This is a genomic window from Thauera phenolivorans, assembly GCF_001696715.1.
GTDB classification, from domain to species: Bacteria; Pseudomonadota; Gammaproteobacteria; order Burkholderiales; family Rhodocyclaceae; genus Thauera; species Thauera phenolivorans.
The window spans coordinates 696,731-711,692 of sequence record NZ_MBFM01000002.1; the positions used below are offsets into that span (position 1 = coordinate 696,731).

Genomic DNA, 14,962 nt, shown 5'->3' on the forward strand with positions numbered 1-14,962 from the left:
GCTCGCCGCCCGCTGGAAGATCAGCCTGAAAACCTTGCGACGCTGGGGGCTCGACTCTGGCTGCTGCCGATCCTGACACCTGTCTGGATCAAGGACCGCAAGACCTGGGCCGAAGGCTACACGCGCGGATAGCAATGGAGCCCCGCGATACGCGTCAGCCCCAGGCCGGCAACAACTCCACGTCCAGCACACTGCCGATCACCGCCAGCCACACCACCGCGGCCGCATAGGCCTGCAGGCAGTAGCGCACGTTGGCGCGCGCGAGCTGTGCGGCCGACAGGCCGTAGCGGCCCTGCAACGCAAGGTGGATGCCCGACATCGGCCCGGCGGCGAGGCCGATCGCCCACGACTGCACGAACACCAGCGCGAGCAGTGTCGGTTCCGGTTGCAGCGGCGCCAGCCAGGCCGAAGCCATGGCGATGGTGATCACCGCGTGGATGCCGAGCGCAGCGAGCAGGATCATCACCGCAAGCACAAGCGCGGCCTCGGTCACACCGAACGCGGAAAAGGGCAGCCACAGCCCGCCGCTGTCCATCAGCGCACGCAGCCCGCTGGCGAACACCGCCGCCGACAGGAACAGCACCAGCTCGCCCGACATGCCCGGCAGGCGGTCGCGCACATGGCCATACAGCGCACGGCCGCCCGCCCGCGCGCCCTGCTGGGCCAGCACCACGACGCACACCACCGCGAGCGCGGCCAGGCTGATGACCGCCAGCGCCGCCCATTCGGGCACCACCCAATGTCCGGCCCCGACCAGCACCGCCAGCACCGCGGGCACCTTCAGCGCCGACGCCTGCATCGGATAGCCGATGAAATCGGCCGCCCGGTTGCCGCTGCTGCGCTCGGTGTCGCGGCCGGCGAGCCACAGCAGCACCACCGCCAGCGCCATGCCGGATGCGGCCAGGCCGAGCGGGCTGGCGCCGGGCGCATAGGTCAGCGCCACCGCGGTGGCGGCAAAGAAGGGCGACCACAGCGCCGCGGCGAGGAAGGCGCGCACCAGCACGGCCGCCTGGTCCTGGCGCGGCTTGCCGTCCGGGCCGATGCGGTCGGCCATGATGAAGACCGCCGACAGGTTGATCACTGCACCCAGAACGTGCACCGCGCCCAAGGTGCGCCACAGCGCACCGCGGCCCTTGGGCAGGCCTGCGCTGCCGGCCTCGGGCGTGCGCAGCAGGCGCAGGAAGCTCACCGCCGCCAGCATGCCCAGCAGCGCGGTGTTCTGCGTCAGCAAGCCCAGCAAGCTCGGGCTGCCCCCGCGCCCCAGTGCGACGCCGAAGGCCACCACGCCCGCGCCCGCCAGCAGCAGCGCCTGGCGCTTCTGCGCCCGCGCAAGCTGTGGCCACAACAGCACGGCCGCGCCCCAGGCTGCCAGCCCGGCGATCCACACGGGCGGCCCATGCCCGGTGCCCGCCAGCGCGGCGAGCACCGTCATCGCAAACAGCAGCACAGCCGCCAGCGTGCGGCGGCGAGGAGAGGTGGTGGGCAATTCAGTATGCAAGGGAGCGAAGCGTGTTGTTGGTCTGCGGGGTCTTTGCTTGCGAGAATCCATTTTCTACCAGATTCCGATGACGACACAGCGCAGCGTCGACCACTGTAAGCGCTCCACGAACCCCATCCTTACGTAGCCCTGGGTGAGCCCGCATGCTTCGGCTTCCGTTTTCCGGGGAGCACGAGCATGTCGGAGCGCAGCACGTTTTGGTTGTCGCACCTGTCGGCGATCGAGGCCGAGGGCATCACCACGAAGGCCTACGCCGAGCGCGAGGGCCTGTCGCCGCAAGCGCTTTACCAATGGCGTAAGCGCCTGGTGGCCGGCGGTCGCCGCAGCCGCGCCAAGCTTGGCGGATTCGTTCCGATCCAGATCGAGCCTTCGATGACGGCCCGCACGGGCTGCACGGTAATGATCGGCGCACAGCTGCGGCTCGAGTGCGCGACGCTGCCCGGCGTCGACTGGCTGGCCGCGCTGTCGGCGGCGCTCTCGGAGCGGAGGCGCTGATGCATCCGGGGCACACCATCGGCGCGGTGTATCTGTACCGGCCGGCGATCGACTTCCGCAAATCCATCGGCGGGCTGTCGGCGCTGGTCGAGCAGGAACTGGGGCTAAACCCGTTCGGCGACGCGCTGTACCTGTTCATCAACCGCCGCCGCGACAAGCTCAAGGCGCTGTACTGGCACCGCAACGGCTTCTGCCTCTGGTACAAGCGACTCGAAGCCGAGCGCTTCGCCTGGCCGGCGGCCGAGGCGGGCCAGCCCACCTGCACGCTGACGATGAAGGAGCTTGAGTGGCTGCTCGAAGGCTTCGATCTGTGGGCGGCTAAACCGCATAAAACGCTGCATTACCAATCAGTTACGTAGCATGATCGGGTATAATTCCGGCATGCCGCAACGTACCGCCGTCCCTCGCTCGAACCCCGCCGTCGGCGTGTGCGCATCCGTCCTCCCCGAGCAGTTGCCCGACGATCCAGCGGCGCTCAAAGCTTTGCTGCTGGCACAGCAGCAGGCGTTCGAGGCACGTGAAGCCGAACGGCAGGCAGCCTTTGATGCCCGCGAGGCGGAACTGCAAAAGGCCTTCGAGGCGCGCATCCTCGAGATCTACGAGCAACTACGCCTGGCGCGTCGGCGCATGTTCGGGCCCAGCAGCGAATCGCACGCGGGCCAGGGCTGGCTCTTCGACGAGGCCGAAGCGCTGGCCGCATCCGCACCCGAGGCGGACGACACCGCGACTCTGCCGCCCCCGGCCACCGAGCCGTCTGGCCAGACCCCGGCCGACGCCGGCAAGAAGAAGGCGCGCGGCAAGCGCAAGCCCTTGCCCATCGAGCTGCCGCGCATCGACGTCATCCATGACGTCCCCGAGGCCGAGCGCACCTGCGCCTGCGGCACGCCCATGGTCGAGATCGGCCAGGACGTCAGCGAACAGCTCGATATCGTGCCGATGCAGGTGCGCGTGCTGCGCCACATCAAGAAGCGCTACGGCTGTCCCAAGGGCGACCAGGCGCCCGTCAGCGCCCGCGCCCCGGCGCAGGTGCTACCCAAGAGCAACGCGAGCAACGACCTGCTGGCGATGCTGCTCGTCACCAAGTACGTCGATGGGCTGCCGCTGGCGCGTTTCGAGTACGTGCTCGCCCGCGCAGGCGTGCTCGTGCCGCGCCAGACCCTGGCGCGCTGGGTGATCGGCACCGCACGGGCACTGCAGCCGGTCGCCAACCTGATGCGCGATGTGCTGCTCGGGCACGACGTCATCCACATGGACGAAACCCCGGTCCAGGTGCTCAAGGAGCCTGGCCGGGCGGCGACCAGCAAGAGCCAGATGTGGGTGCAGCGCGGTGGCCCGCCGGGTAGGCCGGTGATTCTCTTCGAGTACGATCCGAGCCGCGCGCAGGCGGTGCCCTTGCGCCTGCTCGAAGGCTGGAAGGGGCATCTGATGGCCGACGGGCTCGAGAGCTACGGCGCCATTGCCTTCACCGAAGGGGTGACCCGGCTCGGTTGCTGGGTCCATGCACGCCGTCGTTTCGTCGATGCCGGCAAGGTGCTGCCCGAAGGCAAGCGTGGTCGCGCCCACGAGGCGCTGGCCCTGATCGGCAAGCTCTACGCCATCGAGAAGGAGGCGCGCGAACTGAACGACGCCGAGCGTCTGGCGCTACGCCAGAGCCGAAGCCGTGCCGTCATCGGTGAGCTTCGCGGTTGGCTCGATCAGGTGCTCCCCACCGTGCCGCCCACCTCGATACTCGGCGGTGCCCTAGGCTACCTGCATCGGCAGTGGCCGCGACTGACGCGCTACCTCGAGCGCGGCGACCTGCCGATCGACAACAACCCGGCCGAAAACGCCATCCGACCCTTCGTCGTTGGGAGGAAGGCGTGGCTCTTCTCGGACACCCAGGCCGGCGCGCGTGCCAGCGCGCTCATCTACTCGCTGATCGAGACCGCCAAGGCCAACAACGTCGAGCCGTACCTGTGGCTGCGCCACGTACTGCGCGCCTTGCCTACCGCGACCACCGTCGAACACTTCGAGGCCCTCCTGCCCTGGAGTCTCAAGGCTGAGCAGTTGATCACAGCGTAGCGAGCCCCGGAAGGATGGGGTTCGTGGAGCGCTTACATTCAATCCTCATTAATTTTCAATAGCACACAGCAATAATCGAGAAACGACAACAGCTTTGACCATGTGCGCTTGTCCAAGACGATCACTTTCGTTACCGATCCAATCAAGTTTGTTCTCAACGGCACCCAATAACGCAAGCCAAACCACTATATTTTGTTCATTTTCAACACGTTGGAAAAAGTCGATGGTTTGACATAGGCATTTAAGCGGCCAAAATTCGCTCAACTTTCCTTCCCTGGGAGTATGAGCGTGACGACCGAAGAAATCCTCCTCCAACGCTACGGCAGCCCCCTCCTGACCATCCAGCAGGTCGCCGAAGTTCTTAACCGTAGCCCTGAAGGTCTGCGGCTCACCCTCGCTGGCAACAACGAGGTTGCCGAGAAGCTCCGCCCGGCCAAGCGGCGCATCGGTCGCCGGGTGCTGTTCAGCGTGACGCACCTGTCGCGCTTCATCGATGAGTCCGTCGCCTGACAGGCCTCCGATGAAAGCACTCCCTCCCGGCGCCAACGACTTTTCCGACTTGATCGTAAGCGCTCCACGAACCCCATCCTTCCGGGGCTCGCTACGCTGTGATCAACTGCTCAGCCTTGAGACTCCAGGGCAGGAGGGCCTCGAAGTGTTCGACGGTGGTCGCGGTAGGCAAGGCGCGCAGTACGTGGCGCAGCCACAGGTACGGCTCGACGTTGTTGGCCTTGGCGGTCTCGATCAGCGAGTAGATGAGCGCGCTGGCACGCGCGCCGGCCTGGGTGTCCGAGAAGAGCCACGCCTTCCTCCCAACGACGAAGGGTCGGATGGCGTTTTCGGCCGGGTTGTTGTCGATCGGCAGGTCGCCGCGCTCGAGGTAGCGCGTCAGTCGCGGCCACTGCCGATGCAGGTAGCCTAGGGCACCGCCGAGTATCGAGGTGGGCGGCACGGTGGGGAGCACCTGATCGAGCCAACCGCGAAGCTCACCGATGACGGCACGGCTTCGGCTCTGGCGTAGCGCCAGACGCTCGGCGTCGTTCAGTTCGCGCGCCTCCTTCTCGATGGCGTAGAGCTTGCCGATCAGGGCCAGCGCCTCGTGGGCGCGACCACGCTTGCCTTCGGGCAGCACCTTGCCGGCATCGACGAAACGACGGCGTGCATGGACCCAGCAACCGAGCCGGGTCACCCCTTCGGTGAAGGCAATGGCGCCGTAGCTCTCGAGCCCGTCGGCCATCAGATGCCCCTTCCAGCCTTCGAGCAGGCGCAAGGGCACCGCCTGCGCGCGGCTCGGATCGTACTCGAAGAGAATCACCGGCCTACCCGGCGGGCCACCGCGCTGCACCCACATCTGGCTCTTGCTGGTCGCCGCCCGGCCAGGCTCCTTGAGCACCTGGACCGGGGTTTCGTCCATGTGGATGACGTCGTGCCCGAGCAGCACATCGCGCATCAGGTTGGCGACCGGCTGCAGTGCCCGTGCGGTGCCGATCACCCAGCGCGCCAGGGTCTGGCGCGGCACGAGCACGCCTGCGCGGGCGAGCACGTACTCGAAACGCGCCAGCGGCAGCCCATCGACGTACTTGGTGACGAGCAGCATCGCCAGCAGGTCGTTGCTCGCGTTGCTCTTGGGTAGCACCTGCGCCGGGGCGCGGGCGCTGACGGGCGCCTGGTCGCCCTTGGGACAGCCGTAGCGCTTCTTGATGTGGCGCAGCACGCGCACCTGCATCGGCACGATATCGAGCTGTTCGCTGACGTCCTGGCCGATCTCGACCATGGGCGTGCCGCAGGCGCAGGTGCGCTCGGCCTCGGGGACGTCATGGATGACGTCGATGCGCGGCAGCTCGATGGGCAAGGGCTTGCGCTTGCCGCGCGCCTTCTTCTTGCCGGCGTCGGCCGGGGTCTGGCCAGACGGCTCGGTGGCCGGGGGCGGCAGAGTCGCGGTGTCGTCCGCCTCGGGTGCGGATGCGGCCAGCGCTTCGGCCTCGTCGAAGAGCCAGCCCTGGCCCGCGTGCGATTCGCTGCTGGGCCCGAACATGCGCCGACGCGCCAGGCGTAGTTGCTCGTAGATCTCGAGGATGCGCGCCTCGAAGGCCTTTTGCAGTTCCGCCTCGCGGGCATCAAAGGCTGCCTGCCGTTCGGCTTCACGTGCCTCGAACGCCTGCTGCTGTGCCAGCAGCAAAGCTTTGAGCGCCGCTGGATCGTCGGGCAACTGCTCGGGGAGGACGGATGCGCACACGCCGACGGCGGGGTTCGAGCGAGGGACGGCGGTACGTTGCGGCATGCCGGAATTATACCCGATCATGCTACGTAACTGATTGGTAATGCAGCGTTTTATGCGGTTTAGCCGCCCACAGATCGAAGCCTTCGAGCAGCCACTCAAGCTCCTTCATCGTCAGCGTGCAGGTGGGCTGGCCCGCCTCGGCCGCCGGCCAGGCGAAGCGCTCGGCTTCGAGTCGCTTGTACCAGAGGCAGAAGCCGTTGCGGTGCCAGTACAGCGCCTTGAGCTTGTCGCGGCGGCGGTTGATGAACAGGTACAGCGCGTCGCCGAACGGGTTTAGCCCCAGTTCCTGCTCGACCAGCGCCGACAGCCCGCCGATGGATTTGCGGAAGTCGATCGCCGGCCGGTACAGATACACCGCGCCGATGGTGTGCCCCGGATGCATCAGCGCCTCCGCTCCGAGAGCGCCGCCGACAGCGCGGCCAGCCAGTCGACGCCGGGCAGCGTCGCGCACTCGAGCCGCAGCTGTGCGCCGATCATTACCGTGCAGCCCGTGCGGGCCGTCATCGAAGGCTCGATCTGGATCGGAACGAATCCGCCAAGCTTGGCGCGGCTGCGGCGACCGCCGGCCACCAGGCGCTTACGCCATTGGTAAAGCGCTTGCGGCGACAGGCCCTCGCGCTCGGCGTAGGCCTTCGTGGTGATGCCCTCGGCCTCGATCGCCGACAGGTGCGACAACCAAAACGTGCTGCGCTCCGACATGCTCGTGCTCCCCGGAAAACGGAAGCCGAAGCATGCGGGCTCACCCAGGGCTACGTAAGGATGGGGTTCGTGGAGCGCTTACACTTGATCGACCCTGCGGAGCTGATTCGCACGATCGAAGGGCCGCGCCTGAGCATTCCGATTGCGCTGGTCAGTCGCCTCGACGGCGACCTCGTTGCAGCCGCCATGCTCGCGCAAGCCGCCTACTTGTCCGCGCTTTCCCAGAAGAACAGCGGATGGTTCGACCTTCCGCAGACCGGCACTCCGCCGACAGAGCCGAGAAGCGTATTTGCCGCCTGCGGCAGCTGGGAACACATGCTGGGAGTCGGCCCGGACGCTCAGTCACGTGCCCGTAACCGCCTGAAGCAGGGCGGGCTGCTGCACGAAGCCCGTCGCGGCCAGCCAGCGCGACTCCACTATCGCGTCGATCCGATGAACTACGTTCGGTTCCTGGCGGCACCGCGAGAAAAAACACCTACGAATCATCAGATTGACGATTTCACGGAATCTAGACTCCGTGAAATCCGGCAACTAGTCCCCGGGAAGCGCGGCATCCAGAGTCGGGAATCTGCGGAATCTATTCCCAATAAGAATCCCAAGAAGTTTCAAAGAATCCTCCCCCATCCCCTCCATCCCGACGAGCCGGAAAGCACCACAACCTCGCTACACCTTTCCACAGCGGCTGCCGCAGACCACGACACCATCCTCTCGACAGCAGACCGTTACGGATGTGAACCGCAGCAACTCGCCGACGTGTGGAGTGACCGACTTGCGGATATCGACGCTGGTCCGGTCGTTGACCGTCACGCAGTCATCGCAGGCCTCGCAAAGCGCCTTGCCGCCGGCAAACCCGTGAGCTGGGGGCAACGTGCCGCAGCCGACCGACTGCGCAGGCAGCGTGCCGAACAAGAATCCGCTTCACGCCGTGCGCCTGCGCGTCGCGCGTCGCCCGAGGTAGTGGCGAAGTCCAAGCAGGCCATCAAACAGATCCTGCGCGGTGCCCCCGCACCGGATTCCGACCAACGCCTTCACGACGAGGAGGCGCCAAGGTGAGCAAGATCCTCAGCGTCCACCTGGGAGACAACCTGAAGAACCGCTGGGTGCAGTTCTGCAGGCAATCCGGCCTCACCCCGAGCGCCGCTATCCGCCAGGTGATCGTCAAGCTGACCAGCGCGGCAGCTGACGGGATGAAGCCAGTCAGCACGCAACTTCCCGACCCCGATCATGCACGCGTGCGCATCGAGCTAAGGCTATCGACCTCCGAACTCTCCGCCATCAAGGCCACGGCGGCGCTCGAAGGCGTTTCACCGAACCAATGGATCATCAACCTGATCCGCGCATGCCTGACCCATCAACCCCAGTTCGGCATGGTGGAGCTGCGCGCCCTTGGCGAATCCAACTCGCGCCTGCTCGCCATTGGCCGCAACCTCAACCAGATCGCACGCCAGGCCAATCTCGACCGACGTCTTCCAGATCGTCTGACCAAGGAGCGCATCGACGCGCTCCACCAGGTGATCGCCTCGCACACCCAGGAAGTCACGATGGTGATGCGCGCCAACCTTGATCGGTGGGTACTGAAATGACCGTCGAGATTGATGGCGTCCTCAAGGAATGGGGCGACCGGCTGTTCTACGCACCGATCCGCCCGCGAGGCGCCAAGCTGACGATCACGCGTACTACCGTGGCCGCTTCCACCCATTCCAAGCCGAGCACACCGACAGGGGTCCGCCGTCAGCTCACGGAAACCATCAGCAAAGCGCCCGAGGTCATGGTGAAGATATCCGGTGGCGGAAAGGGGATGCGCCAGATCGCCGCGCACCTTGACTACATTTCCCGCAACGGCAAGGTGACGCTGGAGAACGACGCTTGCGAGCACGTCGACGGACGTGCGGCCGTGAATGACCTGAAGCACGAATGGACTCACGGCCTGTACGGCATTCCCATGGAAAGCCGGCGCCGGGAAGCCTTCAACATCGTCCTTTCGATGCCACCAGGCACCAACCGCGATGCGGTTACCCGGGCGGCACGACGCTTCGCCCAGAGCGAGTTCTCGGCCAATCACCACTACGTCTTTGCAGCACACGACGACGAGAAACACCCCCACGTCCATCTGTGCGTGCAAGCACAGGGCATTGACGGCACTCGCCTCAACCCGCGCAAGGCGGATCTACAACGGTGGCGCGAGCACTTCGCCGAGAGACTTCGTGAGCAAGGCGTCCGAGCCAACGCCACACCACGAACCGCCCGCGGCGTAAGCAAGCGCTCGAAGCGACAGCAGACCATCCACAAGACCAGTCGTGTCCGCCGTGAGGCCTCTCTGCTCACCACAGAGCAGGCACCGCAGCGCGCGCAAGACAACTTCAGCGCAAGCCAACGTGCAGCACTCACCGCATACCGGCAGATCGCAGCCGGCCTCGCCCGATCGCCGAACAACGAAGACCGCCGACTCGCCATGGGCGTCGTCGACTTTGTCCGGCAGATGCCGGCGCTGCGAGATCGCAATCCCCCAGCGGCGAGCCGAGACACACCAGTTGCCGAGCCGGCTCTCAAGCGCTCAACCGGTCAAGACCGCGACCGCTGACCTCTTCCACCAACCCACCACAAGGAACACGTCGATGAACATCATCAAGGCACTCGTGATATGCGTTGTCGCAGGCTGGATGCTGATCAAGGCATCCGGCGCCCATGCGCAGATTCCCGTCACCGACGGGGCAAGCATTGCGACCGACGTCATGAACCACATCGAAAGCATCGCCAAATATGTCGAGCAGATCTCACAGATGAAGGCCCAGCTCGACCAGATGAAGCAGCAATACGATGCGCTGACCGGCTCCCGAAACCTGGGCACCATCCTGAATGATCCGCGGTATCGGGAGTATCTGCCGAACGACTGGCAAACCGTTTACGACTTGGTCCGAACCGGTGGTTACGCCGGCCTCTCGGGCACAGCCCAAACGATCTACGACGCGACCAGGAAGTTTGATGGTTGCGCGCACATCCCGGCGGACGACGAACGCATCGCATGCCAGGCTCGTGCCGTGAAGAGTGCCCAGGACAAGGCGTTTGCCACAGAAGCCTATGAGCGCGCGCAGCAACGGCTGTCACAGATCGAGCAGCTGATGAATCGGATCAACGGCACGGAGGACCCGAAGGCCATCGCAGAGCTGCAAGGCCGCATCGCCAGCGAACAGGCCATGATCCAGAACGAAGCCACCAAGCTGCAGATGTTCCAGATCATCGCCCAGGCGGAAGACGCAATCCAAAAGCGTCAGGCGCACGAACTCCAGATGCGCGACGCCGCGCGCCGTGGAACGCTCGGGGTAGCACCGATGCACTTCTCCCTTGGCCGTGAGTGAGGAACAGATCATGACAACTTTGACCCTCCTCCCACTCCCAATCATCGCCCTGGGGATCTTCTTCATCCTCCGCTTCTGGCATGCGCTCAATCTGCTCGGCTTTCGCGGTGAAGTCCTGCGCCGAGACTCGAGCCTCGCCACGGCTGACCTCGTGGCGATCTGCACCGGAAGCGCCTTCATCGTCGGGACGATCTACGGACTCGCCAACGACACTTCGCCGCTCCTGCTCTGCGCCGTTTCGGTAGGAGGCCTTCCATTGTTCGCACACCTGTACGGACGGACCAACCACGCAACCACCTGGGCGGCGACGCGGATCGAAGCGCTGCGTACGGTCGCAGCCTTGCGCCTCATCTCAGCGGCAGAACTCGCCTACGCGCTTCGCGTTCTGGACTCATTGGAGAGACCAGAACCACTGAACACCCTGGCGGGCCAGCAAAGGGCACAGCAAGCCGTGCGGGAGGAACGATGATGAAGAACACGATCGCCTCCGGCGTTCTCCTCCTCTTCGTAGTCACCGCCTGCGCTCCAGACCCCGATCCGACGCAAACCGTCGATTGGTTTCTGGCGCACCCGACCGAGCGCGCAGACAGACTGCAACAATGCCGAAGCAACCCAGGCGAATTGTCGGCCACACCGAACTGCATCAATGCGGAGCGCGCGACAACGCGCGCCGACGCCGGCAAACGCGGCACGCTCAACGTACAACCCCGCACCGACCTCAAGTTGGGAGGCAAGTAGCGATGGCCGTCACCACTTCTGTCTTCCAAGGCGTTGGCGGCACGATCGACAATGCCACCGCAGCGTTCGTCACTAACGTCTCATCTGACATGATCACGACGATCACCCCATGGGCGATCTCGGGCGCAGCACTCTACTTCACCCTGTACGGCTACCTGATCATCGCCGGCAAGGTGCAACAGCCGTTCGGCGACTTCCTGGTCAAGAGCGCGAAGATCGCGCTGATCGGCGCCCTCGCGCTCAACGCCGGCAACTACCTGGCACTCGTGGTGGAGACGCTCAAAGGCTTGGAAGCCGCCCTTGCGGCCGCAGTAGGCAGCGGAGGCACCGGCACGATCTATGGGACGCTCGATGCCACGCTGGGCCAAGGCATGGACCTCATCGCCCAGTGCATGCAGAACGCCCGCGAGGCCGGCTGGACCGAACTGACCAGCGCCTACGCCTGGTACGTCTGCGCCGTTCTGATCGCCGTCGGACTGACCCTCGTTGTAGTGGTCGGCGGCATCGCCATCGTCATGTCGACAATGTTGCTGAAGATCCTGTTCGCCATCGGCCCGCTGTTCATCATGGCGCTGCTGTTTCCCGTCACCGCCAGATTCTTCGACCAGTGGATCGGCTACGTCCTCAACCACATCCTGATCGTCGTGCTCACGGCAACGGTGCTCACCCTCGGCGTCATGATCTACGAACACGAACTGACCAAGGTCACCGTCGGGACGGGTGATCAGAACATGGCGCTCATCGCATTCGAGTTACTGATCATCGCGGGCATCCTGTACGCGGTCATCAAGGGTGTAGCAGGCATGGCGTCTGCATTGGCTGGGGGACTGTCGATGGCTGTCCTCTCCATCGGGCAGATGACCGGCGCCGCAAGAAGTGCAGCCGCCGTTGGCAAAGGCGCCGGGCAAACAGCAGGAAAGACCATCGCCGGCGTTGGCAATCTCTCAGGCTGGGTGGGCGGCAAGGCCTTCCAGGCAGTCAACGCGCTGAAAGGGGGCAACAGCGTGGCCTCAAGTCCTCAGCCCGCCTATCGCGCGGGTCTTCGTGAGTTGATGCAGAAGCAGAACCGCCCTGCACGCAGCTGACAACGCGGCAGATTCAGCGAGCAGCGCCCCATCCGTGCGGGGCGCCCTTCACTTCCTCGCCCCACTCAACACCTTACCCACCGCCCCGCCGCTGCGCGGCGCCTGTGGAAAACCGGCCTCTTGCGATGCGTAGGCTCGCGGGCCGGTTTCCCACAGGTTCGGGCCGTGGATAAGGTTCCGCTGGCTCAGCGCAACGCCGGAAACAAGAACATAAGAATAATATTCCTATTCTTCTTATGGACCGGCGCATGAGCACACACCCCGACGAGCAACCCGACGAAGACCCCACCTCCGCCAATGCCAGATGGCGAGAGGCCATGATTGGCGCATACACCCGATTCCACGAGCTTGGCTGGAGCCGGCAAAAGACCTTCCCCGGCCTGGTCTCGTTCGCCATCGCTGACGATGCTTCGCAGGCAAACGGCAGCTTTCAATGGAGCTGGAGCGTCCCCAGCGCCGTTCGCGAGGCCATCAACGGCATCAACGTGGCTCTGTGCCGTTTCCAGTGGAAATTGACTTCTCAACAAACATGACGGTAGCGCCCGTAGTCGCGGGCGACGGCCGGCACCAGGGGGTTCTGCGGTAGATGCTTGAGCTTGGACATGCGCAGGTAGGCCATGGCGATGAAGTTCTCGATGTTGCGGAAGCCTCGGGCGGCGGTCTTCGTCTGTTGGAGCAGGCCGTTCATCGCTTCGACGTAGGCGTTGCTGCGTCCGTCGAGCATGCCGCGCACGACGCCGCCGAGGTGCGCCTTCAGGGTGAGGGCCAGCCGCTTGAAGGGCTCGAGGCGGCTGCGGCGCGCCCAGCTCAGCCATTTGTTCATGGCACCTTGTGCGATCTCCTCGCTGTTGCTCGCGGCTGCATCGCGATAGACCAGCCGCAGTGCCTGCTTCAGGCGCCAGGCGCGCGCGCTCTTCAGATTCGAGCGTTGCAGCCAGTGCATCGCCTCGAACTGGGCACGGGTCCAGCTCACCGGGTTCTTGCGCATCCCCCACAGCAGCTGACGCAGCGTCTTCTTGCTCTGTGCGCCGACCGCTTCGCGCACCGCTGCCGCCGAGCTACGCACCTCTTCGCGACGCACCTCGTCCATCGCCGCGTTGGCCAGCGCCACGACATGAAAGCGGTCGTAGCTGATCCGGGCATGGGGCAGCGACTGGCCGATTCCCTTGGCGTAGGCCGCGCTCATGTCGATACAGGCGTGCTCAATGGCCAGCGGATCGCCGCCGTGCGCACGCATGTCCTGGGCAAAGGCCTGCAACGTGCCGTGATCGCGGCCGGGAGTGGCAAACAGCAGGCGCTTGGCTTCAAGGTCATGCACGACGGTGATGTACGCGTGCCCGCGCTTGACGCTGGTCTCGTCGATGCCAACGTAACGGACGCCCGACATGTCGTCCTTGGCGCGGGCCACCTCGACGTAATGGCGCACGCGGCGCCACAGGCGCTTCGGGGCAACCCGCAACTGGTTGGCTGCCTGGCGCACCGGCATCTCTTGGCACAGCGACAGGCTCAGCGTCTCGAACAGCAGGGTAAAGCCGCTCCCCTCACGCGCCCACGGCACCGGCAGCTGCGTGGTCTTGCCGCAGCCGTTGCACTGCACGCGCGGGATCTCGGCATGCAGCCACGCTTCGAACTGAAAGAAATCCAGGTGACGCCAGCTGCGCCGCACCCGATCGTGGATCAGCTGGTGCTCGGCCCCACACGCCGGACACGTTGCACGGCCGCCGGTGTGCTCGACCTCGAAGTCGATCCGCCGCTTGGCTATGTTGAGCTCGACCTTGGCGACGTGCCAGGGCGGCTGCAGGCCAAGTGCGGTGGTGAAGAGGGCTTCGATCTGGGTGTTCATCGGGCGCAAGGTCGGCGTCAGGTTCGGGCGGTTGTACCACCGATCGTCATGTTTGTTGAGAAGTCAATTTCCACTGGAAACGGCACAGAGCCATCAACGTTTGGGCGATGCGGCTACACGAGTGGGCCACCTGGATCGAGCTGCTACCCGAATACGACGAGGAAACGCGCTGGGAGATCGCCTATCATTTTGTCGAACCCCTGGCGTTCTTCGCGATGTACCAACCCCGCGCGGTGGCGGAACGGCTTCTCGAAGTTGCCGAAACCGCCCTGCACCATGCGAACTGCTTCACCGTTCCGAACAGCAAGGATCGCCTCGACCAAGATGCGCTCAAGCCGGGTACTCGCTTCTCCGTGCGGCAACGACTGGCGCAACTGGATCGTCTCGGCTCCCACTGGAACGCGTACCGACGGTTCCGCGATCTGTGGACGCAGATCGACTCGAAGACTTACCGCAAACACAGCCGCGATTTCCGCAACCTGACGAGCCATTCCTTCGGCCCCAGGTTTCATACCGGCGAAATCCTCCGGGCACACCGATCGGTTGGACCAGCCCCCGTCACGGTAGAGCAACCTGACGGCACGTACCAGATTGCCGAAGATCCGACTCGCACATGTGTCAGCTACGAGTTCGGCGTCATCGAGCCACTGGAGTTCGCGGCGGCCTACAAAGCGAACCTGGAAGAATTCCGGCTCACCAAGCGGAGCATCGGCGCCCTTCATCAGCTGGTAGTCGAGATGGTAGAGGCCATGAACACACGGCACGCTGAGCTGGCAACCAAGGATATTGGAGGCCCCTCCACCCGGAAAAGCTGAAGCAGCGGTGCGCAAGACAACTTCAGCGCACCGCCGAGCAACAGACAGACGCTGCCCGCAGTTCCAAAATTTGGACATGTCCAAAAAATGG

Annotated in this window: 19 protein-coding genes; 13 read left to right on the top strand and 6 right to left on the bottom strand. The window is 64.9% G+C overall.

Annotated elements, in window-relative coordinates; translation table 11 throughout:
- Positions 1–154: 154 nt before the first annotated feature.
- Positions 155–1,498: a hypothetical protein gene (locus tag BB334_RS18145; RefSeq protein ID WP_232756670.1), complete on the bottom strand. Its 1,344-nt coding sequence runs from the start codon at positions 1,496–1,498 to the stop codon at positions 155–157.
- A gap of 177 nt (positions 1,499–1,675) precedes the next feature.
- On the opposite strand from BB334_RS18145, the gene tnpA (BB334_RS06695) reads away from it, so the two are divergent.
- Genes tnpA (BB334_RS06695) through tnpC (BB334_RS06705) form a run of 3 tightly spaced genes read left to right on the top strand, consistent with a single transcriptional unit; the run spans position 1,676 to position 4,054 of the window.
- Positions 1,676–1,993, top strand: coding sequence for an IS66 family insertion sequence element accessory protein TnpA (gene tnpA / locus BB334_RS06695; RefSeq protein WP_068804612.1), 318 nt, complete (start codon positions 1,676–1,678; stop codon positions 1,991–1,993).
- Positions 1,993–2,352 (top strand): IS66 family insertion sequence element accessory protein TnpB, encoded by a 360-nt coding sequence (gene tnpB / locus BB334_RS06700; RefSeq protein WP_068804609.1) that lies wholly within the window; start codon positions 1,993–1,995, stop codon positions 2,350–2,352. Before tnpA (BB334_RS06695) ends, tnpB (BB334_RS06700) begins: the two co-directional genes overlap by 1 nt.
- Positions 2,353–2,374: 22 nt before the next feature.
- A complete protein-coding gene (gene tnpC, locus BB334_RS06705; RefSeq protein WP_068806079.1) occupies positions 2,375–4,054 on the top strand; it encodes an IS66 family transposase in 1,680 nt (559 codons plus the stop codon).
- Between the two features lie 48 nt (positions 4,055–4,102).
- Here the strand turns inward: tnpC (BB334_RS06705) and BB334_RS18605 are convergent, their stop codons facing one another.
- The gene (locus tag BB334_RS18605; protein WP_158014371.1) at positions 4,103–4,318 is read right to left on the bottom strand and encodes a hypothetical protein; all 216 of its coding nucleotides are present in this window, start codon (positions 4,316–4,318) and stop codon (positions 4,103–4,105) included.
- Between the two features lie 24 nt (positions 4,319–4,342).
- On the opposite strand from BB334_RS18605, the gene BB334_RS06710 reads away from it, so the two are divergent.
- Entirely contained in the window at positions 4,343–4,564 is a 222-nt protein-coding gene (locus BB334_RS06710) for a plasmid-related protein (protein ID WP_068806262.1), read from the top strand.
- A 91-nt stretch (positions 4,565–4,655) separates the two neighbouring features.
- Here the strand turns inward: BB334_RS06710 and tnpC (BB334_RS06715) are convergent, their stop codons facing one another.
- The 3 genes from tnpC (BB334_RS06715) to tnpA (BB334_RS06725) are packed head-to-tail and all read right to left on the bottom strand — an operon-like array spanning position 4,656 to position 7,034.
- A complete protein-coding gene (gene tnpC / locus BB334_RS06715; protein ID WP_068806079.1) occupies positions 4,656–6,335 on the bottom strand; it encodes an IS66 family transposase in 1,680 nt (559 codons plus the stop codon).
- Between the two features lie 22 nt (positions 6,336–6,357).
- Positions 6,358–6,717, bottom strand: coding sequence for an IS66 family insertion sequence element accessory protein TnpB (gene tnpB, locus BB334_RS06720; RefSeq protein WP_068804609.1), 360 nt, complete (start codon positions 6,715–6,717; stop codon positions 6,358–6,360).
- Positions 6,717–7,034, bottom strand: a complete 318-nt coding sequence (gene tnpA, locus BB334_RS06725) for an IS66 family insertion sequence element accessory protein TnpA (RefSeq protein WP_068804612.1) — start codon at positions 7,032–7,034, stop codon at positions 6,717–6,719. The genes tnpB (BB334_RS06720) and tnpA (BB334_RS06725) overlap by 1 nt, the downstream gene beginning before the upstream one ends.
- A 69-nt stretch (positions 7,035–7,103) precedes the next feature.
- Here tnpA (BB334_RS06725) and BB334_RS18155 point away from each other — a divergent pair, with 69 nt between their 5' ends.
- From BB334_RS18155 to BB334_RS06760, 8 genes are all read left to right on the top strand, one after another.
- Complete coding sequence (locus tag BB334_RS18155) at positions 7,104–8,087, top strand: hypothetical protein (RefSeq protein WP_158014372.1); 984 nt, start codon at positions 7,104–7,106, stop codon at positions 8,085–8,087.
- Complete coding sequence (locus tag BB334_RS06730; RefSeq protein ID WP_068806015.1) at positions 8,084–8,617, top strand: plasmid mobilization relaxosome protein MobC; 534 nt, start codon at positions 8,084–8,086, stop codon at positions 8,615–8,617. Before BB334_RS18155 ends, BB334_RS06730 begins: the two co-directional genes overlap by 4 nt.
- Positions 8,614–9,615, top strand: coding sequence for a relaxase/mobilization nuclease domain-containing protein (locus tag BB334_RS06735; protein WP_068806018.1), 1,002 nt, complete (start codon positions 8,614–8,616; stop codon positions 9,613–9,615). The genes BB334_RS06730 and BB334_RS06735 overlap by 4 nt, the downstream gene beginning before the upstream one ends.
- Positions 9,616–9,649: 34 nt before the next feature.
- Positions 9,650–10,390: a P-type DNA transfer protein VirB5 gene (virB5, locus tag BB334_RS06740; RefSeq protein WP_068806021.1), complete on the top strand. Its 741-nt coding sequence runs from the start codon at positions 9,650–9,652 to the stop codon at positions 10,388–10,390.
- Positions 10,391–10,400: 10 nt separating this feature from the next.
- Entirely contained in the window at positions 10,401–10,859 is a 459-nt protein-coding gene (locus tag BB334_RS06745; RefSeq protein WP_068806024.1) for a hypothetical protein, read from the top strand.
- Complete coding sequence (locus BB334_RS06750; protein WP_232756671.1) at positions 10,856–11,128, top strand: EexN family lipoprotein; 273 nt, start codon at positions 10,856–10,858, stop codon at positions 11,126–11,128. The genes BB334_RS06745 and BB334_RS06750 overlap by 4 nt, the downstream gene beginning before the upstream one ends.
- Before the next feature lie 2 nt (positions 11,129–11,130).
- Positions 11,131–12,213, top strand: a complete 1,083-nt coding sequence (locus BB334_RS06755; protein ID WP_068806029.1) for a type IV secretion system protein — start codon at positions 11,131–11,133, stop codon at positions 12,211–12,213.
- Between the two features lie 248 nt (positions 12,214–12,461).
- Entirely contained in the window at positions 12,462–12,746 is a 285-nt protein-coding gene (locus tag BB334_RS06760; RefSeq protein ID WP_158014373.1) for a hypothetical protein, read from the top strand.
- Here the strand turns inward: BB334_RS06760 and BB334_RS06765 are convergent.
- Positions 12,734–14,056, bottom strand: a complete 1,323-nt coding sequence (locus BB334_RS06765; RefSeq protein ID WP_068806035.1) for an ISL3 family transposase — start codon at positions 14,054–14,056, stop codon at positions 12,734–12,736. The two genes, BB334_RS06760 and BB334_RS06765, sit on opposite strands and share 13 nt — an antisense overlap.
- A gap of 107 nt (positions 14,057–14,163) precedes the next feature.
- Between BB334_RS06765 and BB334_RS06770 the strand changes: the two genes are divergently transcribed.
- Positions 14,164–14,871 carry a hypothetical protein gene (locus tag BB334_RS06770; protein ID WP_068806038.1) on the top strand — a complete coding sequence of 236 codons (708 nt, stop codon included), beginning with the start codon at positions 14,164–14,166 and terminating at the stop codon, positions 14,869–14,871.
- Positions 14,872–14,962 lie beyond the last annotated feature (91 nt).

What these genes read in the sequence shown, in the direction of transcription:
- tnpA (WP_068804612.1), bottom strand. Translation starts at nt 7,034, where the DNA reads ATGTCGGAGCGCAGCACGTTTTGGTTGTCGCACCTGTCGGCGATCGAG.
- BB334_RS06770 (WP_068806038.1), top strand. Translation starts at nt 14,164, where the DNA reads ATGCGGCTACACGAGTGGGCCACCTGGATCGAGCTGCTACCCGAATAC.
- BB334_RS06735 (WP_068806018.1), top strand. Translation starts at nt 8,614, where the DNA reads ATGACCGTCGAGATTGATGGCGTCCTCAAGGAATGGGGCGACCGGCTG.
- virB5 (WP_068806021.1), top strand. Translation starts at nt 9,650, where the DNA reads ATGAACATCATCAAGGCACTCGTGATATGCGTTGTCGCAGGCTGGATG.
- tnpB (WP_068804609.1), top strand. Translation starts at nt 1,993, where the DNA reads ATGCATCCGGGGCACACCATCGGCGCGGTGTATCTGTACCGGCCGGCG.
- BB334_RS06760 (WP_158014373.1), top strand. Translation starts at nt 12,462, where the DNA reads ATGAGCACACACCCCGACGAGCAACCCGACGAAGACCCCACCTCCGCC.
- BB334_RS06765 (WP_068806035.1), bottom strand. Translation starts at nt 14,056, where the DNA reads ATGAACACCCAGATCGAAGCCCTCTTCACCACCGCACTTGGCCTGCAG.
- tnpB (WP_068804609.1), bottom strand. Translation starts at nt 6,717, where the DNA reads ATGCATCCGGGGCACACCATCGGCGCGGTGTATCTGTACCGGCCGGCG.
- tnpC (WP_068806079.1), bottom strand. Translation starts at nt 6,335, where the DNA reads ATGCCGCAACGTACCGCCGTCCCTCGCTCGAACCCCGCCGTCGGCGTG.
- BB334_RS06755 (WP_068806029.1), top strand. Translation starts at nt 11,131, where the DNA reads ATGGCCGTCACCACTTCTGTCTTCCAAGGCGTTGGCGGCACGATCGAC.
- tnpC (WP_068806079.1), top strand. Translation starts at nt 2,375, where the DNA reads ATGCCGCAACGTACCGCCGTCCCTCGCTCGAACCCCGCCGTCGGCGTG.
- BB334_RS06750 (WP_232756671.1), top strand. Translation starts at nt 10,856, where the DNA reads ATGATGAAGAACACGATCGCCTCCGGCGTTCTCCTCCTCTTCGTAGTC.
- BB334_RS06745 (WP_068806024.1), top strand. Translation starts at nt 10,401, where the DNA reads ATGACAACTTTGACCCTCCTCCCACTCCCAATCATCGCCCTGGGGATC.
- tnpA (WP_068804612.1), top strand. Translation starts at nt 1,676, where the DNA reads ATGTCGGAGCGCAGCACGTTTTGGTTGTCGCACCTGTCGGCGATCGAG.